Source organism: Hymenobacter elongatus, assembly GCF_004745955.1.
GTDB lineage: Bacteria > Bacteroidota > Bacteroidia > Cytophagales > Hymenobacteraceae > Hymenobacter > Hymenobacter elongatus.
The window spans coordinates 1-22458 of sequence record NZ_SRLD01000004.1 but is presented as its reverse complement, the minus strand read 5'-3'; the positions used below and the strand labels follow the sequence as shown (position 1 = coordinate 22458).

The following is a 22458-nucleotide window of genomic DNA, read 5'->3' as shown; positions in this document are numbered from 1 at the left end:
TTATTTTATAATATTAATTACAATAGTAATATTTATTGAGTACTACAGTTCAATGTATTAGATAAAAACGCGAAATGCTATACATGATTCCCTGTCTAGGATACCACAAAAAAAGTGTTGACCCCAGGTCGGGATCAACACTTTTTGCTTACAATCTCTTGATTTGTCGCTTAACGGCGGAATACCGCCACTGCTACGTAAGGAGGCAGCGAGTAAGTACCCGTAGGGGCGTTGAACGCATTGAGCTGAGTGATAGTAATGCGACGGCCACCTTGCACGATGTAGTCGAAAGTAAAGACGATAGCATCACCTTGGACAATCAGGTTGTTGGTCACGTCAGGTCCGCCGCCCGGAATTACGGGTACCAAATCCTTTCCGGAGAGACGGCTCAACCCTTGAAGGGCATCGCGGCTGCTGACAGAAACGGTAGCAGGAAAAGAGCTGTAGTCTCCTACTTTAACCCGTGGGCCTATTACGGCACCGCGCCGGTAGCTTTTATAGACCTCAATGGTTTCGAGCTTTAAGTCGCGCTCGGTAGGATTCAGGACAAATTCGAAGATGGGCCGGGTAGGGTTGGTGCTGGTTGCTGCCCTGGCCGCATCGTAGTTATAGAAATCCTTACCGGCGGTAGGTACGGCAAAAATAGCCGGGACGCTCTCTGCGGCTGGAGCCGGCAGCTTGCTGTCATCTTTGCAGGAGCTAAGTGTTCCGCTGGCGGCAACGAAGAGGCATAAGCCCAAAAATATTTTTTTCATGAGATGTCGAAGTTGAAATGGTGAATCGGACTGGCGAAACAGCCTCAGCGTTTGTCCCAGAAAATCCGATCCAGTACTACATTCACCTGTTGTGGCGCGTTCGGGTTCGACGTCAGGTCGTCTTGCCGATACGGCAGGCGCCGTGGGTAGCCGCCGGTGATGCGGGTATTAGGCTCGGCTGGGCTACCTGGCAGGGTGATTACTGGGAAGCCCGTGCGACGATAATCGGTGTAGATGTCTTCGCCAAAGCCAAAGCCCGCTTTGTATTTCTCCTCCATAATAACCTGGAGGCTTCCAGCACCATAGCGGCTTAGTACGGCCGTTTTGTAGGTATCTATGTCAGCGGCTGAAATCAGGGGGCTGCCATCTGCAGCAGCAATAGCATTGACCTTATCAAATGCAGCCTGTACTCCTTTATCCAAGGCTGTGCGAGCACCGGTTGGGTCTTTCAGAATTGTCAGACGCACTTCGGCTTCGGTGAAGAAGCGGCTGGCGTAGGTGAGAAAGCGCTGGGCAACTACCCCTTTGCCGGATGATGCATTGGCCACTCCTCCCACACCATTGTCGTATCTGCCGCCTACCGGGTACAGACCCGGAAGCGTGCGGAACTCCGAGTTGGCCTGGTTTGCATTTGGGCCAATGCTGCCCAGCAACACAGTTACAAAGCGACCCAGCTGGAAATCGGCACCCGTCCGAGGAGAGGTAGTCGCCAGCTGATTATAGAAGTAGTAGTTCACCCGCGGATCATTCCGCGCCGTCATCATGTCTACGTAGAAGAACCGGCCAATGGTGTTTTCACGGCTGGGGGTGGCGTAGTCAGCAATGAAGCCGAGATTACGATTTTCAGGCGTAACAGAATTGTTGTACTTGAACTCGTAGTCGTCGGCATTAGACGCAATAAGGCTCTGGCCTAACAACTCCGTCACTTTGGTAGTCAGCTCAGACGCACTGATAACTTCCGACGGATTCAACCGGATTTGATTGTAGAGCTTCAGCTTTAGCGTACGACCCAAACGAGCCCATTTCTCTTTGCTCGCGGCACCGCTGCTACCATAAATCAGGTCGGCATCCTCAAGCGTGGTGCTGTACCCCGGCTTGGCCAAGTTTTCGATGCCTGCATCGATGAGAGTGAACAGGCTCTTATAGATATCCGAGTCCTTGTCAAACTTCGGGGCCCGGTTAGCCTCACCTAGTAGTGCTTCGGAGTAGGGAATACTGCCCCACATATCAACCATTTGGCTGAATACGAATGCTTTTTGAATCTGAGCGATGCCCACATAGTCCCAGTTTTGGGAAGCGGTGCCCTGGATGATGACCTGCTCGTTGTTGATCAGGCAGTCGGAATACAGGCCAGACCATTGGTTGCTGTAGGAGTCACCGTCGGGCGTGTAGGAGCCAATATCCCGAGGGCTGGAGAGCTGGTTGACCAGCGTGGAAGTAGACTGGCTCAATCCCAGGGCGCTTAAACCCAGGTAAACACTCATGGAGCCTTGAGTGGCCGGTAATAATTCGGGGAGACGTGCCGTCGTAGGGTTGATCGGATCGACGTTGATGTCGAAGAAATCTTTGCACCCCGGTGTTGCTACCAACAAGCTCAGCAGAGCAAGGGCAGTAGTACCTTTACGTAAATTCATATCAGGAAAAGCAAGAAGGTCAAGACTAGAAGGTAACCCGCAGGTTTACGCCATAACGACGCGTCGATGGAGCATTCGTGAATTCGATGCCCTGCGCATTGGAGCCCGAGTTGTAGGTGCTGGTTTCGGGGTCGAAATTCGTGTACTTCGGAATGTTTGGCGAATACCAATACAGATTACGGCCCGACAGCGAAACGTTGATGATGCTGAAAGGAGTCTTCTGCAGCAACGATTTTGGCAAATCATATCCCAACGTCACCTCGCGCAGACGCACGGTAGTGGCATCATAGATGGACTGCTCTGCCGAACCACCAATACCTGCTGAACCCGCGCCGAAGTAATAATCGTTCAGCGAAATGGCCTTGTTGTTTGGTATCGTGTTGCCATCAGCATCCCGAATCGGCTCGCGCGTGATGGGGTCGCCTTGTACCCCTTTAATTACGAGCAGCTGGTCGCGGTCTTCCGTATCCTTGGTCACACCCCGGCCTAGCTCCGACTGAAGCGTAGTGGAATAGATGCTGCCACCTTTACGATAGTCGATCAGGGTATTAAGTGTGAGGCCCTTGTACGAGAATTGGTTAATGAAGCCCATCAGGAACTGTGGGTTGGGATTGCCAATAATCTTAGGGTTCAGCGACGCAATTAGCCTCCCCGTGGTAGGGTCCACCAGGAAGTTGCCCTGGTCGTCACGTTCAGCATTCGAGCCAAACAATACGCCGTAGGGCTGGCCCGGCATCAGAATAGGCTGTACCAAGCCCGAGCCGAAGCCTGCCGTAATGGCAATCATCTCGACTCCATCCGTCAGCTTCTCCACGATGTTCTGGTTGTGGGTGAAGTTGAAGGTGCTGGTCCAGCGGAATCCTTTCAGATCTACCGGTATTACCGTCGTGGCTAGTTCTACCCCTTTGTTCGAAATCTCGCCGAAGTTGGAGGTTCTTACCGAGTAGCCCGTAGCAGTAGGCAATGAGACGTTACCAATCTGTTTGGTCGACAGGCGGCTGTAGTAGGAGGCTCCTACCGTAACGCGACCTTTAAAGAAGTCCAGATCCGTGCCGACCTCTATTTCATTGGTGAATTCAGGCGTCAGATTAGGGTTGCTGATAGCAAAGTTCAACGCCAGCGCCGGTACCCCGTTGAAGGGGAAATCGGTGGTGCCGACGTTGTTGCCGTAGCGCGGGTTCGTAGTGTAGGTAGTGCGACCCGCTTCGTAAGGAGACGCGTCATTGCCGACCCGAGCATAGCCAGCCCGAATCTTACCCGACGACAGCCAGGAATAGTCCAGATTGAGTGCTTCCGTGAAGATAATGGAGCCACTGGCGCTGTAATAGAAGAAGCCTTGACCGGTGTTGCCTACTTCTCCGTTTTTGTTCAGCGTCGAAGACCAGTCATTGCGAGCCGTTGCGTTCAGGTAAGCCCAGTCTTTGTAACCAAGCGTTACGTCGCTCAACGCGCCAACCAAACGACGCTTTCTGAGCTCCTGACCGTAGGGCTGCGTGGCCTTCGTGTTACCTATGTTGTCGATGCCGAAAACGATGATGCCCCGGCCCAGGAAGGAAGCCGCCTCAAATTGGCGTTGGTTAAGGTTGTTGCCGACAATAGCCTTCAGGCTGATGTCTTCCGTCAGGTTTTTGTCGAAGGTCAGCAATACGGTTTGCTCCAATTCGGTATTCTGGAACAAGTCTTCCACTACGCGGCCGTCGTTGTAGAGGCTGGTGTTGCCGGGACGAATAGTCGAACGACGGGAGTCGGTGTAGGTGTTAACGCCACCCAGGTAGCTCAACGACAACCAGTCTTTGATAGCATAGCTACCCGATACACTACCTACTACCCGGTCGACGCGGGAAGAAAACGAGTTGTTGGTTGTCGACCAGATGGGGTTGTCCGCTTGTGCCGACAGCCAGCCAAATACGGAGGCATTTGTAACCGGGTCGGTGTTAGGCAAGCCCTGCAAGTCGAGGTTGCGGGGCAGGAACATGATGCGCGAGAAAGCAGAGCCACCGCCCTGGGCGCCGCTGCCACCCACGAGGGGGCCACGCTGCACCGAGTTGGTGTAAGCCACGTTGCCACCAATCGTGAATTTGTTGTAGACACCCGAACCACCCGCGCTGATGTTGTTACGAACAAAAGAGGAGTTGGGCACGATGCCTTCCTGGTCGGCACGCGACAAAACGGCCGTGAATTTGGCATTGTCGCTGTTGCCGGTCAACGAAACTGAGTTTTCAAACAGGCTACCCGTGTTGAAGAAGTCCTTCACGTTATTGGGTGCCGCCTGGTAAGGAATAGTGGCGTCGGGCGCGATGTTCGGGAAGTTAGGATTGCCAGCCTGGGGATGCGGAATCGTGGCCGGAGCCTGCGCGCTACCAAATCGTGGACCCCACGAACCATTGGTCAGGAATGGGCCAACATAGTTGGCACCCGTGCCGTAGCTGTTTTGATATTCTGGCAAACCAGCTATGCTTTCTACCGAGTAAGCGGTGTTGTAGCCAATTTGAATGCCTTTGGTGCCACGCTGGTTGCTGCCGGTTTTAGTTGTGATGACGATAACGCCGCCTGCAGCCCGGGAGCCGTAGAGTGCAGCAGCTGCAGCACCTTTCAGGACGGTAGTCGAAGCAATGTTGTTCGGGTCGATATCCACGGCCCGGTTGGAGTAGTTCGTGCCTTCTACCAACGGATCATCGGAGTCGGTCTGCTGGTTGTCGTACGGTATGCCATCGACGACGAACAGCGGGCCGTTGGTTTTCGTCAAGGAAGTGTTGCCACGGATGATAATCCGAGTTGACGCTCCAGGAGTGCTGCTGGCATTGTTGATGACAACACCGGCAACTTTGCCAGCCAGGGTACGAATTACATCGGGCTCCGACTTCTGTACCAGCTGCTCGGCCTTGATATCGGCTACTGCGTAGCCCAAAGCCCGTTTTTCCCGCGAAATACCCAGCGCTGTTACGACTACTTCCCTCAACTCCTCGGTGCTAACGGCCATCGTAACGTCGATGGTGTTGCTATTCGTAATGGCACGCTCTTGCGAGCCGTAGCCCAGCTGCTTGAAAACCAGGGTAGTGGCATCAGCTGGAACTGACAGCGTATAGGTGCCTTCGGCATTGGTAGCAGTACCAATGCTGGTACCTTTCACCAGAATGCTTACCCCTGGCAAGCCTTCGTTTGTTGTGACATCGAGTACTCGTCCTGAAATGGCCCGATTCTGCGCCCATGCGCGCCCAATCAGGGTCAAAGACAGGACTAAACTCAGTAGTAAGAGTCTTTTCATGAAAATTGTAAAGTGAGAATGAAAAAAAATGCGAGGTTGTGGAAAAGTGTCAATTGCTAAAAGTAGAACATATTTTTTGCATCAGCTACTTCAAATCGGCTGAGCAAAAGCAACTCGAAAGAGGAGAGCCGTTCCGCTTCCTACCAAATGAGATGCTTAACAGACAGTAATTCCACACAGCAAGCACCATAATTATTCATAAGACGTTGGTTTCGTCGCCGGTCTGGTATGGGAGAAAGAGAATTATCAGATTGAGCATCTCGCTGCGGCTTTCCATCAGGTCCTGAGAGATGACGCGCCGCGGGGGAGAGAAGGGATTATTGGGGTTGGCCGCCGAGTTATCATACTCGCCCTCTACGGTGATAACTGCGCCCTTGGGCAAATGCTGCATCTGGCGAAACCGGTAGGCCTCCTGCCAGCGGAAATCCCAGTCCGGAATCCTGACCAGATTGATCTGAGTACCGTCTGGGGCCGTTGCCCACGCCTTGAAAGACTTGCCGAGCAAGTGCATATGGGGCCAGACGTATAGCAGGGAAAGATCCTGCGCCAGCTTCAGGTCGACTCTAAACTTCTTGATGCTATCCGCTGGAATAATCAGCGGGGGCGTGATTTCGCCCACGCCCGCCGATCCAATGCTCAAGGCCTTTATCTCACGCTTAATGGGCGTTTTGGCAAAGTAGATATTGACTCTAGACCAGTCGGTGGTGTCTACTGCCGAAGGACCATAATGGACTGTGAGCAAGATAACGCCCCGCTTGGGCATGGTAAAACCGACGCCACTTGGGAACTCCTGAGGAGTGCTGCCCGGTATCCAGCCGCCGTAGTAAGCTACTTCCTGCATCAGGGGCTTAAACTCCTGCATGTTGGTCAGGAACTGGTCAGAAATCACCAGGTCACTGCCCTTGTAGATGTCTACCTCCGGCCCAACACTCTGCACGGCATAATTAGCATGATGCAGCAAGTGCCGGTTATTGGCGACAAACTCAAGAGCCCGAATAGGCTGGGCGTTTGCCAGCTCGAAGGGAATCTTGAACATCACAAAGTGCTCGTTTCCGTCGCCTTTAATGCGAAATGCATCTTTGGGCTGCAGCACCAAGTCCGGCTTTCCTAAGGGTATCTGACCGCGCAGCTCCACCTTTTTGGCTTTTCGCTCAGAGCCCTGGGGGGCACCTGCTTCCACCCATAGTTTGATCAGGCCAATCTGCTCCTCAGTCAGGCGGCGTTCATTGGCGAAGGAGGTAAAATGCGTGTCAGCTTTCCAGGGCGGCATGTAGCGCGTTTCGGTGACCCGCTGAATGGTCTTGGCGCGCCGGGCCACGTCAGGATAAGTCAGTAGGGAAAAGGGCCCTGCTCCGTTCGGCTTATGGCACGAAACACAATTCGCAGCAATTATCGGGGCCACATGCTCCGAGTAGGTAATCTGCTTTTGTTGGGCTAGGCCCTGCTGGGCGAGAAGACACAAAAAGACAATCGAGAGTATCCCTTTTTCTCGGCTGTACAAGCAAGATGAAATAAGACGCTGCACTTGTAGGTAAACCTGAAAATTGGCGTGGTTCATTCCTCTAAGTTACCGGGAAATTCTCTGGCACAACACAAAAAAGCCTCCCATCTTCTGATAGGAGGCTTTTTCAAAAAGAGAGCTTGTTAAAAACTAATTCTTAACATCCCACCACAAACGGGTTCTGATCAGGTCAGCTCCTTGGCGAGCAACTGCATCAGTGTAGTTTGCCGTGTTGATCGACTGCTCGTTGGCAGGGTAGCGAAAGCGGGTAGGAAACTTACCCCCGGCCGCTCCCGTCGGCACGGCGGCAATGCTCAGTTTAGGGTAATCTAAGCGCCGGAACTCAGACCACGCCTCAACGCCTTGGCCATACAGCGCAATCCATTTCTGGGTGCCAATGCTTTCCTTCTGCGACTCAAGACTGGTTTTGTCATATGCCACCAAAGCCTGATCGAGGTAAGTCTTCACGGCTGTTGCATCTACGATACCATATTGAGCAAGTGAGGCTTTAATTCCATCCTGATAGGCTTGTTCAGCATTGCCGGAAACAAACGTCCTAGCTCTAGCCTCCGCAATAAAGAACTGAACCTCCGAGTAAGTCATCAGCACACCCGGGGCACTAGGCTTAGTAAAGAAGTCACCTACCTTGGACATACTGCACAGGGGACCACGGGCAGCTACCGGGTTGGAAAGGCCATTCTTTACGCCTCGATAGAGACCCGTAGAGTCACCAGTGAGGCCTGCACACAGCGCGGGATTAGCGTAAACAGGGAGGCGCGGGTCATTACGGCGGCTAAGTACCGAAGTAATGGACTGGCTTACGCGGTGATCATCACGAGTGAGACGGTTCTCAAAGATCGGGTTGGTGTTGGGCTGGGCCCCCAAGAACACTATCTGAGCATTGTCAGCATTACTTGTCATTAACAAGTTTGAGCCGTTCAATACATCAGCAACTTCGGTACGGGCTACAGCGGGCTTCACGTCAGAAACGCGCATGGCCAGACGGAGGCGCAATGAGTTGGAGAACTTCTCCCACTTGGTCATATCGCCCCCGTACATCACGTCACCGCTCACGGGTAACGAACTCTTCGTCTTTAGCAGAGTCGTGGCCTGCTTGAGCTCCGCCAGTAATCCCGTATACACTACTTCCTGAGCATCATACTTAGGTGTGATGATGTTCACCTCATTAGAAAGCTTTAGGGCATCCGTGTAGGGAATATTACCGAAAACATCGGTTAACACCGAGAAGTAGTAGCTGCGCATAATCATCGCAACTGCCTGCAGGTTGGGGTTATTGGTTTCCTTCCCAATACGAAGTAACTCATTGAAGTCTTTCAAGCCACCGGGCAAAGCAGCTGTACCGGTATAAAAACCGTCCCAGATGCTTTGGTAAGATGTAGCCCGGAATCTGTATTGATCCTCGGTGGTATATTGAGACTTCGCCCAATGTTGTACGATCAGCAAACCACCGTCCATGTTGACGGGAACGTCGAACAGGCGAAAAGCGGTAGCCGTTTCTGCGCCCGTCAAAAGCGTTTCAGGGCTGATCGTTAATGGATTGTTAGGGTTGGTGTTGAGTTCATCGAACCCTTTTTCGCATGCGCCCAGGCCCAGGGCCAACGGCAGCATCAGTGCGATTTTATTGTATTTGGACAACATAGAAAGTAATGAGAGGGTAAGAGGGCCGCTCCCGAAGGAGCGGCACCAATGATTACAGGGTCAGGTTGATGTTGAAGCCGTAGCTACGAACCGAAGGAATCTGCGTGGATTCCAGGCCCTGAACGTTACCACTGTTGAAAGAAGTTTCCGGGTCAATGCCAGGAGCCTTCGAGCTGATGAGCCACAGGTTACGTCCTACTGCTGAGATACCGATTCCTTTGAGGAAAGTCTTGTCAACAATCGACTTTGGCAGCTGGTAGCCCAAGCGTACTTCGCGCAGCTTCACGAAAGAAGCATCATACACGCTGCTCGAACGAACGTTGTAATAGTAAGCACCATTCCAATCCTGTGCTGGTACGTTCACGTCGTTCTTAACGTAGGTGATACCGTCGGCAGCCAGCATTACGCCGTCGCCTACAATACCTTCTTCACGACCATTCAGAGTGCTTTCCAAAGCGCCGGTGTAGTTACCCCACATATTGGTTTCGCTTTGCAGCTGACCGCCCTGGCGGGTATCGATGGTGAAGCTGAGGTCAACCCCTTTGAAGCCAAACCGGTTAGTGATGCCTCCTACCCAGTCAGGAGTATAGGAACCCAAAATCTTACGCGTTGGATCTGCTACGGGTAGGCCGTCCTCGTAAATGATCTGACCATCGGGAGCCCGCAGAAAGTCCTCGGCGAACAGAACACCGTATTTCTCGCCGATGCGAGCTTCTACGTTAACTCCAAATCCTGATTGCCCCAGAATTAGGTTTTTGATCTGACCCTCGTCGTCAAACTTTATAACCTTGTTGCGGTTGGCCGCGAAGTTGGTTGTGATGTTCCACTGGAACGGGCTCGAAGTAGGCAAAGGAGCGATGGTCAGAATGGCTTCTACTCCTTTGTTCGATACTTCGCCAGCGTTCAGTACCTTGAAAAGATAGCCTGTTGAGGCCGAAACCGGAACGTTAAGGATCTGGTCCGTCGTCGTCGACTGATAAGCCGTCAGGTCCAACCCGATACGATCTTGTAGGAAACGTACTTCTACGCCTGCTTCCACCGAATTAGTGCGCTCTGGCTTCAAGTCAGGCGTAAACAGCGTGTTGAAATAGGTTTGCTGTGCTCCGTTGCCGAATGGCGTGCGGGCAGGGTAAATAGCCTGCAGTCGGTAAGGGTCAGTATCGTTGCCGACCTGGGCGTAGCCACCACGAACTTTAGCAAACGACAATACCGATTCAGTAATGCCCAGCGCTTCCGTTAGCACCAACGATGCATCTACCGAAGGATAGAAGAATGCACGGTTGTTGGCAGGTAGGGTAGAGGTCCAGTCATTACGAGCTGTAACGCCTAAGAATGCAAAGTTCTTGTAGCCCAAACGAGCCGACCCGTATACGCTATTGATGCGGCTTTTCTGTACTGGGTTCAGAATGCCTGTGTTGTTGTCATTGCTCGAACCAAAATTGTTGCCGGTTACGAGCGGAGAACCCGCGTTGCCCAATGAGAACAGACCTGGTACGGCCAACTCGGGAGCGGCAACCTGGCTTCTGTTTTGACGATTGTCGCGACGGTTAACCCCGATCAAACCATCAATGTTGAAGTCCTCGGTCAGGTTGCGGTTGACTGTTGCCAAGAACTCCGTATTGCGCTCCAATACATAGATGCGCTCTTCCGTGTAGTCGTCTTGGATAGCGTTGTCACGCGTTTCGGCACCCACGCGGCGCTGGTTGAGCTGGTTGTAAACGTCGTTGGTGGTACGGGCCGTGATGTTCAGCCAGTCAGTCAGGGCGTAGTTCAACGTCAGGTTACCGATAAGACGGTCACGCTCGTCATCGTTGGTTGCTTCGTTCAGGATGTAGTATGGGTTGCTGGAGTACACCTGAATCCAGTTGTAATTCCGGCTGCCTTCTCGGCCACCCTGCTCGTAAATGTCCTTAAGATCCGAGAGTTTCACCTGCCGTCCAAACCACGTGTAGAGCTGCTGCATTACGTTTAGCTCGTCATAGCCTTGGCTAGGACGACGGCCACGCGTGTTGGAATAGTTTACGTTCGTGCTCAGCTTGAACTTGTTGGTGATATCAACACCACCGTTCACGTTTACGGTATTGCGCTTGAGGAATGTGTTGGGCAGAATGCCTTTCTGGTCGAGGTTGGTGAACGACACCCGAATACCAGCCTTGTCATTGCCACCCGAAAGTGCCACATTGTTGGTCAGCGTGCGGCCAGTCTCAAAGAAGTTGCGCACGTTGTCTTTACCGGGGCTCACCCACGGAGTGGGCTGACGCACACCATTAACCACAGGCGAGTTGTACTGCGGAATCAGGCGACCGTCCAATTTAGGTCCCCAGCTTTCATCCACGTTGTCGCCGTCGCCACCGCCCGCACCGTCCACATACTCAAAGCTACCATAGCCTTGGCCGTACTGATCCTGGAATTTAGGAATGATGAGGGGCGTTTCAAACGACGTAGTGCTGTTGACGGAAATGCCGATGCCACGTGACTTACGGCCGTTCTTAGTAGTGATAACTACTACTCCGTTCACACCGCGCGTACCATACAAAGCAGCTGCGTTTGCCCCTTTCAATACAGTAATAGACTCAATATCATCCGGGTTAATGTCGGAGGCGGCGTTGCCGTAGTCTACACCACCGGCCGAGCTGCTGTTTGAGAAGCTCGAGTTATCAATTGGCTGACCATCAACTACGAACAGTGGCTGGTTGTTGCCCTGAATCGATTTCGCGCCACGGATAAGAATGCGCGACGAACCACCTGTAGCTCCCGAGCTGTTGGAAATCTGTACGCCAGCTACTTTACCAGTCAGGGAGTTAACCACGTTGGTTTCGCGAGCTTGGGTCAGGTCAGCGCCTTTCACATCCTGTACGGAATAGCCAAGGCTCTTCTTCTGCTCCTCACGGCCCAATGCTGTTACTACTACTTCGCCCAATTGCTTGGTATCAGCGCTCAATCCGATATCAATGGTTGAGGCCGTTCCAATAGGACGATCTACGGACGCGTAGCCGATAGAGGTGAAGGAAAGGGTGGTAGCTGAAGCAGGCGTACTCAGTGTGTAGGTTCCATCTGCATTGGTTGAGGCACCAATAGTGGTGCCTTTTACAAGAACAGTAACTCCGGGCAACCCCTGACCGTTAGATCGGTCGGTGACCCTTCCTGAAATGGTCCGGTCCTGCGCGATGGCCTGCTGCAACAGGCTAGTCATCAGCAGGATGACCATAAATAAGATTTTTTTCATTGGACTAGTAGTTTGGTGAGTGAAAGGGTGAAGTAATAGGTAGGAAAGTGGGCGAATAGGGCAAGTATAGCGGGAAAAACCCCATTTAGCAACTTTTGGGAAACATAGAGAATAGCTTGATTTCAAAGTTTATCATACTTTCTCCTGCTCTTATCCAACGCTGCGCTCAACGATTGAGCACCCGATCCACACAATTCCTTTTCTTGAAGATAAGGATTTTGTTAGCAACAGGGCCTAGTGCAATTCCGGAATGGAGTTTGACTATGGGGGATTTTATTTATAACAATACTTAGTTTTGCATCAAAAATCCTTTGATATATTCATCCAAGTCGCCGTCTAAAACAGCCTGCACATCAGTGCGCTCAATGCCCGTGCGCAGATCTTTGATCAGCTTGTAGGGGTGTAGCACGTAGTTGCGGATCTGGGAGCCGAAGTCAATCCGCTTTTTACCAGCCTCAATTTTGTCGCGCTCCGCGTGGCGCTTATCCAATTCTATTTGGTAAAGGCGCGATTTGAGCATGCGCAAAGCGTGTTCCTTATTCATGAGCTGCGACCGTTCAATCTGGCATTCGATAACGATGCCAGACGGGGCGTGCTTCAGGCGAACGGCCGTTTCGACTTTGTTCACATTCTGCCCACCAGCGCCACCCGCGCGGTAGGTATCCCAGGTGATATCGGCGGGATTAATCAGGATATTGATGGTGTCATCAACGACCGGGTAAGCGAAGATAGAAGCAAACGAAGTGTGCCGCCGCCCGCTACTATCGAAAGGCGACATGCGCACCAAGCGGTGAACCCCAATCTCACTTTTGAGGTAGCCATAGGCAAAATCACCATTGATTTCGAGCGAAGCCGACTTTATGCCAGCTCCCTCACCAGGCTGATAGCTAAGCTGGCGAACGGTGAAGCCATGCTTTTCACCCCACATGATGTACATCCGCATCAGCATCTCGGCCCAATCCTGGCTTTCGGTACCACCCGCACCGGGGTTGATGTCGATGATAGCAGAAAGCTGATCTTCTTCGTCGGAGAGCATACGTTTGAACTCTAGTTGTTCAATCAGCTTCTGCGTAGCCTCAAACTCCCGCTGAATCTCGGGCTCGGTAACTTCCCCTTCCCGGTAAAAGTCAAATAGAATGTCAAGTTCTCCGACGGCTTGTTCTACGCCTTCGTAGTCATCAGTCCAGACTTTTATAGTTTTAATCTCTTTGAGAATGCTCTCTGCTTTCTTGGAATCGTCCCAGAAATTGGGTGCGGTGGTCTGTTTTTCAGTTTCTACGATTTGTGCTTTACGATTGTCGTAGTCAAAGATACCTCCTCAAGGCCTCAGCGCGGCCCTTCAATTCCTTAACCTGGTCTTGGGTCATTGGAAAAAAAGAATGATGAATGATGAATTAAATGGAATCAAGCAAAGATAGCCAATGCAAAACGCCCGTCACCGAGTAAAACCGGCAACGGGCGTGAAGATGTAGCGGTGGGCAGAGGGTTATACCTGCACCATCCAGCTATGCGTATCCTGGGCTTCACCAGTGCGAATGGCACTCATGATAGCGCTGGCTTTCTGCGAGAACGAGTCTTTAGTGGTAGCGGGCAGAGAGTAATCCTGTCCTTGGAAGCCGATAACGGCAATAGGAGCAATGGTAGCAGCTGTACCCACTCCGAAGGCCTCCTGCAATGAACCACTGGCTTGGGCCTCCATAATTTCGGTGGCCGATACCCGGCGTTCCTCTACCGTCAGACCCAAATCGTGGGCTATTTGCAACACACTCTTGCGAGTGATGCCATCCAGAATGGAAGTGCTCAGGGCCGGCGTAACCAAGCGACCATCGATAACGAACATGACGTTCATGGTGCCTGACTCCTCGATGAATTGGTGCGCTGAAGCGTCGGTCCAGAGGAGCTGGTGGTAGCCTTCCTGCTGCGCTAGTTTGGTGGGCCACATGGCAGCTCCATAGTTCCCGGCTGCTTTGGCATAGCCCGCGCCACCTTCAGCTGAGCGTACGAATTTTTCCTCGAAGCGCACCCGCAATGGCTTGTTATAATACAGGCCCACGGGGCAGGTAAAAATCATGAAGCGATACGAATCGGAGGGACGTACCCCGATAAAGCCATCGGTAGCAAACATGAACGGGCGGATATACAACGCACTGCCCTCCCCATCGGGAACCCAGGCAGCATCTAGGCGGATAAGCTGCGACAGGCCTTGCATGAACAGCTCTTCCGGAAGTGTGGGCATGCACATGCGCTCGGCCGAGAGGTTGAGGCGGTGCAGATTGTCATAAGGACGGAACAGCGCAATTTCGCCCTGGGCGTTCTTGTACGCTTTCATACCCTCAAAAATGGCTTGGCCATAGTGCAGGGCTGAATTAGCGGGACTCACGGCCATATCACCATAAGGAACGATTTGCGGCTCCTGCCATTCGCCATCCTGATAGTCGACCACAAACATATGGTCAGAAAATAGCTTGCCGAATTCTAGGTGTTCAGGATCCAGCTGTTGCAGGCGGGAGGCCGTGGTACGCTGAGTCCGGATAGTGAGGGTGTCGAGCATATGCAGGGGAGTGGGGGAGTGGGAAAAGCGAGGGTAGGGCAGCAGGTGTTATCTCAAACGCGACTAGGTGAGGCGCGGTTTCCAGGTAACTTCTTCGGCTCCTAATTCGTGCGCCATTTGCCGGCTGAGCACGAATAAATAATCGGATAAGCGGTTGAGGTACATCACGACCAGATCGGCCACAACGTCTTCTTCGCGCAGGGCAATGACGAGCCGCTCGGCGCGGCGGCACACGCAGCGAGCCACATGGGCAAACGATACGGACGGGTGACCACCAGGAAGTATGAACACCCGCAGCTCGGGGAGGTCTTCATTCATGCGGTCCATTTCACGTTCTAGCAGCTGCACGTCTTCTTCGTGCAAATCCGGAATCTTCATCTTCGACTTCTCCGGGTCGGAAGCCAAAGAGGCTCCCATCGTGAACAGCCGGTCCTGGATTTCCTTGAGCAGCTCGCGGCGGGAGGTATTTACCTCTTGGTCGCGCACCAGACCAATGTAAGAGTTCAGCTCGTCGACGGTGCCGTAGCATTCAATGCGTAGGCTGGACTTGGGTACGCGGGTGCCGCCAATAAGCGAAGTGAGGCCTTGGTCGCCGGTTTTGGTATAGATTTTCATGCAATGAGCGAAGGACAGGTAGCAGGAGCTGAGGTTGCAGAGAAAAGAAGAACAAAAAAATCAGCTCAATGTCGGTTACTCATTGTTAAAAGTCAGCTGGGAATGGTGGGTGGCAATGTCCGAATTGACGTTATCCGACTCTACTATGCCATCGCGCAGGCGCACGATGCGGTGAGCATAGCGGGCAATATCTTCTTCGTGCGTAACCATGATGATGGTATTGCCCTTCACGTAGAGTGCCTCGAACAAGTCCATGATTTCATGGCTGGTTTTGGTATCGAGGTTACCCGTGGGCTCATCGGCCAGAATGATGCTGGGGTCGTTGACCAGGGCGCGGGCAATGGCGACGCGCTGGCGCTGCCCACCGGAAAGTTCATTGGGCTTGTGCTTGGCCCGCGTTTCAAGGCCTACGCTGCGTAGCACGCTCATGGCTTTCTCCTCCCGCTGGCTTTTGCTGTAGCCGGCATAAATCAGGGGCAGGGCTACGTTGTCGAGCGAGCTGGCGCGGGGCAGCAGGTTAAACGTCTGGAATACGAAGCCGATTTCCTTGTTACGCACTTCCGCCAGCTGGTTATCCGACATGCGGCTGACATCCTTGCCGTTCAGCACATAGTTGCCCCGGGTAGGCGTGTCCAAGCAGCCCACGATGTTCATGAGGGTGGATTTGCCGGAGCCGGAAGGCCCCATAAAGGCCACATACTCGCCGCGCTGGATGGTGATAGTAACGGACCGTAGTGCCTGAATGAGCTCGGTGCCCATCTGATACTCCTTCGCAATGTCGTGGGTTTCGATTACAGGCGGTAACATAGGCAGCTGGGTTAGTTCCAGGGGGTGGCGGTGGCCGCTTGGGTGGCGCGCCGCGCGTTATACAGTGTAAGAAAGGTACGGTATTCCGAAGGTGAAAGCAACGTGCGCAATTTTTCCAGCGACGAGGCAGCATACTCACCCAAACCCGCCGGAACAGCGGCCAGCGTGTAGGCTTTCAGTAAGCCCACCGATTCGGGATTGTACTCCAGGCCTTTCAGCAGCGCATTGTAGGCCGGCATGTCCTGTTGCCGCCCCAGATAGAAATTGGCGGCAGCCAATACGCCGGCTTCCAGATAGGGTGCTTCCCGCACCACGCGGCCAAACAGCTGGGTGGCCAGCGGCCGGTTGTTATCCTGTTGGGCCAATACGGCCTGATAGTACAGGGAATAGGGTTGGTCGCGGCGGCTGAAGTAGCCGGTTGTCAGCATTTGACGGAGAACCGTAAACTGCTGGCTCTGCAGGTATACCTGGCCGCGCAGCACATTCCAGGCAGAAGCAGCGGCGGTTTTGGTTGCCGGAGCCGGAGCAAACAGCGCAACTGCCTGCTGGGCCTCCGCTAGGCGCCCCGCCTGCAGCGCCCGGGGAATCTGGGCCAGCAACGCCGCGCTCCGGGTAGCCGGAGTGGCTAAAGCGGCCGCTCTGGGAAGCTGACTTTCAGGATACAGCGAATTGCCGCGTAGCACTACGTATTGCGCTTTCACCGAGTCGGAAGCCAGCGCATACTGCGTGTCGAAGTCCAACGTCAGAATCGATACCAGCCGTCGGGCCGACTGATTGGTGCCGAATGTGTTGCCGGCGAGAGCCTGAGTGGCCGAAACCCGGGCCGAATCGGGCTGGTTCAGCAAGGCCTGCGCGTAGGCGCGGAACAGCGCAGCCTCGGCGTAACCCGTGCGGCGGGCAGCAGCAAAGCGTGCGGAGGCCGAAGCGTATAGGCGCTGCTCTAGCAGCCACAGGCCCCACAGATTTTGATAATAGGCGCTACCGGAGGAATTGCCCGTAGTGAGCGGTAGTAAAGTGGTTTGGGCTGCCACCACCTGGCCCCCGTAGTGTTGCATCAGGGCCCGCACGAAAGTCAGCTGGTCGAGGTAAGCACTATTGTCGGGCTGTTGGGCCAGGCGCGCTAGTAACGCAAGCTGGCTAGTATCGCCCACGGCTGCCCGGCGCAGGCAGTCGTGGTAGAGGTGGGCGAATTCGGCGGTAGTTAGACTCGGTGAGGGCAAAGCAACTGCTGCTGGGGCGCTTGGCTTACCCGAAAGCAAGTTGAGCAGCGACGCAGTGCTCTGCCAGCTGGCACTCGTAGCCGACTTCGACTGCTCTGCTACCAGCTTGCGCGCGGCGTCCGTCTGTTGGGTTTGCACCAGAAATGCGAGTCGATTGGCCCGAACAACCGCGTTATCGGGAGCCAGGGCTTCGGCGCGCTGCAAGTAGAACTCAACCGAATCGGTGAGGGCTGAGCGGGTGTAGAGCTGGGCCAGATCATTGGCGAGGCGGGCGCTACGCGGGGTGCCTTTCAGGCCCTGGCGCAACACCTGCTGCCGGTCGAAAAAGTCGCCGGGCTCATTGTACAAAGCCGCCAAGCGTAGGGAGATTTTCTCGGATGGCGCCCGGCTGAGTGCTCGGCGCAATGCGTTGATTTCATTTTGCCGCTGCGAGCGGAAATGATACAAAGCCGCCCGGCCCATACTGGCCCGATGGTTATGCTGGTCCAGGACGTCGCTTTCGGCATAATATCGCTCGGCCAGCAAAGCCAGCCCGTCGGCGTTGGACTGCTCCTCGCTTTGGAGCCGGGTCAGGTCGCCTACGTTGTTGAAGTAGCCGGCCTGCACCTGGTCTAGCACGTAGAGGTTATTCCGCATTTCTACCGCTAGCAAGCTGCCGATGCCAACTATATACACAATGTAAAACGGCAGGCGGCGTGGCTCATATACAACCCGGAAAACGCGCAGCTTCTGGCGAATCAGGGTGACAAAGTTGAACAGAATATAGAGCAGGAAGGCGGCGCCACCAGCGAGCAGGGCCAGCGCCGTAAAGTCGCGGGCGGCGGCAATAAGCGGGCCGTTGGCGGTAGCAAAGGCAAAACCCAGAAATCCCGCCGCCAGCGTCAACAGAATAAGAAACAAGTACCGCGCCGCGCTGAAGGGCACCCATTCGCCGTAGGTAGTCGCCCGCCGGCCCAGATTCAGCCAGCTGATAACAGCGGCCGGCAGCAGCAGCAGCAACGGGTCGAGGTTGACGCCGGGCAGAATGAGCAATTCCCCGTCATTCCAGTAATACAGCAACAGCGTGCCCAAATAGAGGCCACTGGCCAGCAAAAACGGCAGTATACCAAAACGACTGCCCGGGTTTTCGGCCTGGGTGTTGAACCACAGCAGACCGTAGATATTCTCGATGCTAAGCCAGAGCACCAGCAATGCCACGGCAGTGGCTCCGCTGGTGGTAGCGTAGCTCACGAGGTGCAGAGCGGTGGTATCAATCGGGTTGTCGCTGCGCAGGAACAACAATGTGCTGAGGCCCGCTACCAATAGGCTGAACGTGAGGAGCCGTTGGCCGAAAGCCACGTCGGGCCAGAAGGAGTGGAACACGTAGGCCGGCACCCCCAGCGCCAGAAGCGTCAGAATAAGGAAGTACTGCTCCCGCGAGTCGATGATGCCGAGCAGGTCAGCATTAAACGACATCAGCAGAAAAATCAGGAGCGCCATGCCCGCCACAAACGACAGGCGGGGCAAGGTGCTAATAACGGCCAGATAGAAAACCAGGCAGACCGCTACCAGTAGCAGCAATGCCACCGCTGCTTCAGGGCGCACAAAAGGCCCGATTACGTCGTGGGTTTCCGTGACGAGGTAGCCATTCACGCGCACTGGCAGCACATCGAGCCCTACCTGCACTTGTTGCAACACCGTCGGGACGGTTTTGAGCTGGGCTATTTCCTGAACCCGCAGCGTGTAGTCGTCGCCGGTGAAATAATAATAGATAGCCAAGCCCAGGGAAAGGCCAGCCACCAGGCCTAGTGCCCAGAGGGCAATGCGCCAGCCGCCGGAGCGGGCAGGAGGAAGGAGGAGCGTCAAAAGAAAGGGTTATTCCAGCACCTTGGGTACCCGGAAGTAGTCAGAATCCTTACGGGGAGCGTTGCGCAGCCCTTCCTGGTGGCTCACGGAGTTGTGCGCCTCATCGGGCCGTAGCACGTTGATTTCGTGCGACAGATGCACTAACGGCTCTACGTCAGTCGTGTCCAACGCGCTAAGCTGAGCCACCCAATCCAGAATCTTATTCAGGTCGCCGAGCATTTGCTGCTCTTTGGTGGCGTCGAATTCGAGGCGGGAAAGGTGGGCTAGCTTGCGTAGGGTAGATAAATCGGTACTCACAGTCAGAGAAAAAAGTAAGAAGTTCTGATTAAGAAGTGGGCAGGCCCAGCTCTGGATTGGCGGAGCTCACCGACACCGGGCTGGACGCGGGAGCCGCGCCCGAACGAGCCGGGCGTAGGCGCGAGGGCGCGGGAATACCAGCCGCTTCGGGGCGGAAGGCGCTGGCAATAATACGGAAAGCCTGCTCCCGGATTCGCGGCACATCGGCACTGGTCAAGCCCTGGGTGAAAATGGGCTCATGAATCACGACTTCCAGCGGGGTGTAGCGCACCCGGATACCGCCTACATCGGGCATGAAGAGGTGGTTGAGCGGCATCGAAACCGGAATGATAGGCACGCCCGCGGCAATGGCCAGCTGAAAAGCGCCGTCCTTGAAGGGCAGCATCTCTTCGCCGGGCTTCTGCGAAATGGTGCCTTCGGGAAAAATGACCACCGAGCGGCCGGCTTCCAGACTTTGCCGCGCCTGAATGATGGCCCGGCCCCGACTCATAGCGCTCGTGCGGTTTACGGTGATGTAGACGCTGCCAAACAACGGCCCCCACAACGGGACCTTGGCTAGCGTGCTTTTGCCAATAATGTTCAGAAAGCCTGGAATGGCCTTGAATAGCACCGGAATATCGATGTAGGAGCTATGATTGGCCACGTACACGCAGGGCTGCGAGGCAGGCAACGAACTCTTGCGTACGATTTCTACTGGCATGCCCCACATCCGAATGGAAAGCCTCGACCAGCCGCGGTTGATGGTATGCAGGTGGTGATGCAGGGACGGGCGGCGGCCCAGCAGCCACTGCAATGGATACGTAACCACAAACGGCAGCACAAACCAGAACGTAGTCCAGACAGTGTAGACGCGGTGGCCAATAAATCGGAGCAGTCGATCCATAGTGGCAAAAATACGAGCTATAAACTTAAGAGCAGTTGTGCAGCCAGCTACGCCAACTCGCTGTGTTGTCAGGCGTGGCGGCTGTTTAGGACCCGCTCAGCCTTCAACAGCCCCGCCACGCTGATGGCATCGGTGATGCGGTTGTCCATAACCATGGCTACGGCCTCGGCAAGCGGTAGTTTCCAGAGGCGTAGTTCTTCCGTCTCTTCCGGCTCCACATCGCCGGCTTCCAGGTCCTCGGCCAGAAAGACGAAGCCTTCCTCATCGGTGACGGAGTTGGAGGTATGCAGCCGGGCAATATTGGTCCAGCGACGGGCCGTGAAGCCGGTTTCTTCCTTCAGCTCGCGCTGGGCCGATTCGAGAATGTCCAATTCCACGGGCCCGCCTCCCATCGGAATTTCCCAGGAGTATTCGTTGAGTGGGTAGCGGTACTGGCCCACCAGCCACGTGTTGCCTTCAGCATCGACGGGTACAATGCCCAAGGCTTTATTCTTCATCGAAACGACCCCGTAGATGCCGTGGCCGCCTTTGGGGTTGATAACTTGATCCTCCCGAACCCTGATCCACGGATTCTGGTAGGTTAGCTCGGAGTGCAAAACCTGCCACGGATTGCGGGTCTCATCGAAGTCGGGCGAAGGAATGTGCGTCATAAAAAGGGGGAGGTCAAAAAGCCTGAATATGGCAAAGGTACAATCTCAACAGTAGGCAAAGCAGCCGAGACTAGTCTGTCGGGTCATAGCTGGGGTTAGTCGGGTGAGAAGCCGCGTTTGACAAAAATATCCGAATAAGACGCTGACTGCGAGTAGTTTTGTCGTAGAAAGGAACAGCACAAACAGAGGTTGTGGAAAGGAAGTCTCTGTTTGTGTACCGCTTCGACCGGGTTAAGGAGTAGGGTGGATGAATTTCTGCCGGTCGTTGCAAAGAAAGAGCCGTTGCCATGAGCAGCGGCTTTTTTTGTGCCCTTGTTTTTCGGTTTGGGCAGGCCATAATATTGTTAGCCTCCGGTGCTGCTTCGGCCCAACCTCAGCGCGCGGAGCCGCGTACCAGCTAGTAATTGGCTGTTTACATCCCAGCCGGTACCGGATATTTTTATGGCAAATCAACCCAAAAACCAGTCCGCTCAATCCCAGCCTGGAGACCCATTGTTCAACCTGAAACACGCACAAGCAGAAGCTGAGCTAGTCCAGAATACGGGCGGCCTCGGCCCCATCACCAACGAGTACATCACTACCGACGAAGATTCTGCCCTCGACGAAGGGCCGCGTGATAAGCAAGGCAACCGCCGTGGTGAGCCCGGCGCCGCCGAGATTGGCAGCACTGCCGGACGTCACTAAGTTCGAGTAGATAGTTTTCCCAGAAAAAAGCCTCTCCGGTAGCTGACGCTGCCGGGGAGGCTTTTTTATTGCGGCAGGTGGTAGGCTGTGCGCGCGCCAGAGCCGTACCTTCGTCCTATGCTGCTTGCCTCCCACACGGGTTATTTGCTGGAAGCGGGCCTCGACGAAGCCGGGCGGGGCTGCTTGGCTGGTCCGGTTTTCGCCGCCGCCGTCATGCTGCCTCCCGATTTCGCCCCGGCCTACCTCAACGACTCGAAGCTGATGTCGGCCCGGCGGCGCGAAACCGTCCGCGTGGAAATTTGCCGGGAAGCTATTGGCTGGGCTGTAGCAGAAGCTTCCACCGACGAAATTGCCCGCATTAACATCGCACAGGCTAGTTATCTGGCCATGCACCGGGCGGTGGAGCTATTGCCCCAGCGGCCAGCGCATCTCATCGTCGATGGCAACCGCTTCCGACCCTATCCGGAGCTGGAGCACACGTGCTTTATCAAAGGCGACGGCCGCTACCGCAGTATCGCGGCGGCCTCGGTGCTGGCCAAGACCTTCCGCGACGACCGAATGCGGGAACTAGCGCGGGAGTTTCCGCTGTATGGCTGGGAGCAGAACGCCGGCTACCCTACCCAGCAGCATCGAGCCGCCATTCGGGAGTATGGCCCCACAGAACACCACCGCCTGGGATTTCGGCTGCTGTAAGTGGAAGTAAGCAACGGTAACGAAGGTTGCTGCCTGCGGCGAGCCACTAAGAGCCTATCCAAATAGGCAGTTATACCAGGTGATTCGAGCGCAAGCAAAATGGAGCATGGCCAGATAGTTTTCGGGTTTTTTGGCCCAACGAATCAGCAGGTGGCGGAAGCGGTTGAGCCAGG

The 22458-nt window shown here is 54.5% G+C and carries 16 protein-coding genes and 1 pseudogene; 2 read left to right on the top strand and 15 right to left on the bottom strand.

Annotated elements, in window-relative coordinates; genetic code table 11:
• Positions 1-170: 170 nt before the first annotated feature.
• From E5J99_RS03135 to E5J99_RS03070, 14 genes are all read right to left on the bottom strand, one after another.
• Positions 171-755, bottom strand: a complete 585-nt coding sequence (locus tag E5J99_RS03135) for a hypothetical protein (RefSeq protein WP_135496260.1) — start codon at positions 753-755, stop codon at positions 171-173.
• Positions 756-799: 44 nt separating this feature from the next.
• Positions 800-2389 (bottom strand): SusD/RagB family nutrient-binding outer membrane lipoprotein, encoded by a 1590-nt coding sequence (locus E5J99_RS03130; protein ID WP_135496259.1) that lies wholly within the window; start codon positions 2387-2389, stop codon positions 800-802.
• Positions 2390-2414: 25 nt separating this feature from the next.
• Positions 2415-5654 (bottom strand): SusC/RagA family TonB-linked outer membrane protein, encoded by a 3240-nt coding sequence (locus E5J99_RS03125; RefSeq protein WP_135496258.1) that lies wholly within the window; start codon positions 5652-5654, stop codon positions 2415-2417.
• A 196-nt stretch (positions 5655-5850) separates the two neighbouring features.
• A complete protein-coding gene (locus E5J99_RS03120; protein WP_135496257.1) occupies positions 5851-6972 on the bottom strand; it encodes a cytochrome c in 1122 nt (373 codons plus the stop codon).
• Between the two features lie 333 nt (positions 6973-7305).
• A complete protein-coding gene (locus tag E5J99_RS03115; RefSeq protein WP_135496256.1) occupies positions 7306-8814 on the bottom strand; it encodes a SusD/RagB family nutrient-binding outer membrane lipoprotein in 1509 nt (502 codons plus the stop codon).
• 52 nt (positions 8815-8866) lie between these two features.
• The gene (locus tag E5J99_RS03110; protein WP_135496255.1) at positions 8867-12040 is read right to left on the bottom strand and encodes a SusC/RagA family TonB-linked outer membrane protein; all 3174 of its coding nucleotides are present in this window, start codon (positions 12038-12040) and stop codon (positions 8867-8869) included.
• 289 nt (positions 12041-12329) lie between these two features.
• Positions 12330-13407 (bottom strand): peptide chain release factor 2 gene (prfB, locus tag E5J99_RS03105; RefSeq protein WP_135496254.1). Its coding sequence is split into 2 segments (ribosomal slippage): positions 12330-13355 and positions 13357-13407, totalling 1077 coding nucleotides; the frame shifts between segments, so codons are not numbered across the junction.
• A gap of 119 nt (positions 13408-13526) precedes the next feature.
• Positions 13527-14591 carry a branched-chain amino acid aminotransferase gene (locus E5J99_RS03100; RefSeq protein WP_135496253.1) on the bottom strand — a complete coding sequence of 355 codons (1065 nt, stop codon included), beginning with the start codon at positions 14589-14591 and terminating at the stop codon, positions 13527-13529.
• A 63-nt stretch (positions 14592-14654) separates the two neighbouring features.
• A complete protein-coding gene (locus E5J99_RS03095) occupies positions 14655-15206 on the bottom strand; it encodes a cob(I)yrinic acid a,c-diamide adenosyltransferase (RefSeq protein ID WP_135496252.1) in 552 nt (183 codons plus the stop codon).
• 75 nt (positions 15207-15281) lie between these two features.
• Positions 15282-16013: an ABC transporter ATP-binding protein gene (locus E5J99_RS03090; protein WP_135496251.1), complete on the bottom strand. Its 732-nt coding sequence runs from the start codon at positions 16011-16013 to the stop codon at positions 15282-15284.
• An 11-nt stretch (positions 16014-16024) separates the two neighbouring features.
• Positions 16025-19078, bottom strand: a complete 3054-nt coding sequence (locus E5J99_RS03085) for a tetratricopeptide repeat protein (RefSeq protein ID WP_135496250.1) — start codon at positions 19076-19078, stop codon at positions 16025-16027.
• 9 nt (positions 19079-19087) lie between these two features.
• On the bottom strand, positions 19088-19375 hold the full coding sequence (gene gatC, locus E5J99_RS03080) for an Asp-tRNA(Asn)/Glu-tRNA(Gln) amidotransferase subunit GatC (protein WP_135496249.1): 288 nt from the start codon (positions 19373-19375) through the stop codon (positions 19088-19090).
• Positions 19376-19403: 28 nt separating this feature from the next.
• The gene (locus E5J99_RS03075) at positions 19404-20258 is read right to left on the bottom strand and encodes a lysophospholipid acyltransferase family protein (RefSeq protein ID WP_135496248.1); all 855 of its coding nucleotides are present in this window, start codon (positions 20256-20258) and stop codon (positions 19404-19406) included.
• Positions 20259-20326: 68 nt separating this feature from the next.
• On the bottom strand, positions 20327-20908 hold the full coding sequence (locus tag E5J99_RS03070) for an NUDIX domain-containing protein (protein WP_135496247.1): 582 nt from the start codon (positions 20906-20908) through the stop codon (positions 20327-20329).
• A 441-nt stretch (positions 20909-21349) separates the two neighbouring features.
• On the opposite strand from E5J99_RS03070, the gene E5J99_RS03065 reads away from it, so the two are divergent.
• Both E5J99_RS03065 and E5J99_RS03060 read left to right on the top strand, forming a co-directional pair.
• Positions 21350-21592 (top strand): hypothetical protein, encoded by a 243-nt coding sequence (locus E5J99_RS03065; protein ID WP_135496246.1) that lies wholly within the window; start codon positions 21350-21352, stop codon positions 21590-21592.
• A gap of 117 nt (positions 21593-21709) precedes the next feature.
• A complete protein-coding gene (locus E5J99_RS03060; RefSeq protein WP_135496245.1) occupies positions 21710-22285 on the top strand; it encodes a ribonuclease HII in 576 nt (191 codons plus the stop codon).
• 54 nt (positions 22286-22339) lie between these two features.
• Here the strand turns inward: E5J99_RS03060 and E5J99_RS03055 are convergent.
• A pseudogene (locus E5J99_RS03055) lies at positions 22340-22458 on the bottom strand (IS5/IS1182 family transposase); the annotation flags it as partial.

Bases quoted from the DNA above. Each gene is read 5' to 3' on its own strand.
- E5J99_RS03065 (WP_135496246.1), top strand. From the start codon at position 21,350: ATGGCAAATCAACCCAAAAACCAGTCCGCTCAATCCCAGCCTGGAGAC.
- E5J99_RS03115 (WP_135496256.1), bottom strand. From the start codon at position 8,814: ATGTTGTCCAAATACAATAAAATCGCACTGATGCTGCCGTTGGCCCTG.
- E5J99_RS03125 (WP_135496258.1), bottom strand. From the start codon at position 5,654: ATGAAAAGACTCTTACTACTGAGTTTAGTCCTGTCTTTGACCCTGATT.
- E5J99_RS03100 (WP_135496253.1), bottom strand. From the start codon at position 14,591: ATGCTCGACACCCTCACTATCCGGACTCAGCGTACCACGGCCTCCCGC.
- E5J99_RS03095 (WP_135496252.1), bottom strand. From the start codon at position 15,206: ATGAAAATCTATACCAAAACCGGCGACCAAGGCCTCACTTCGCTTATT.
- E5J99_RS03060 (WP_135496245.1), top strand. From the start codon at position 21,710: ATGCTGCTTGCCTCCCACACGGGTTATTTGCTGGAAGCGGGCCTCGAC.
- E5J99_RS03075 (WP_135496248.1), bottom strand. From the start codon at position 20,258: ATGGATCGACTGCTCCGATTTATTGGCCACCGCGTCTACACTGTCTGG.
- E5J99_RS03090 (WP_135496251.1), bottom strand. From the start codon at position 16,013: ATGTTACCGCCTGTAATCGAAACCCACGACATTGCGAAGGAGTATCAG.
- E5J99_RS03135 (WP_135496260.1), bottom strand. From the start codon at position 755: ATGAAAAAAATATTTTTGGGCTTATGCCTCTTCGTTGCCGCCAGCGGA.
- E5J99_RS03130 (WP_135496259.1), bottom strand. From the start codon at position 2,389: ATGAATTTACGTAAAGGTACTACTGCCCTTGCTCTGCTGAGCTTGTTG.
- E5J99_RS03070 (WP_135496247.1), bottom strand. From the start codon at position 20,908: ATGACGCACATTCCTTCGCCCGACTTCGATGAGACCCGCAATCCGTGG.
- E5J99_RS03110 (WP_135496255.1), bottom strand. From the start codon at position 12,040: ATGAAAAAAATCTTATTTATGGTCATCCTGCTGATGACTAGCCTGTTG.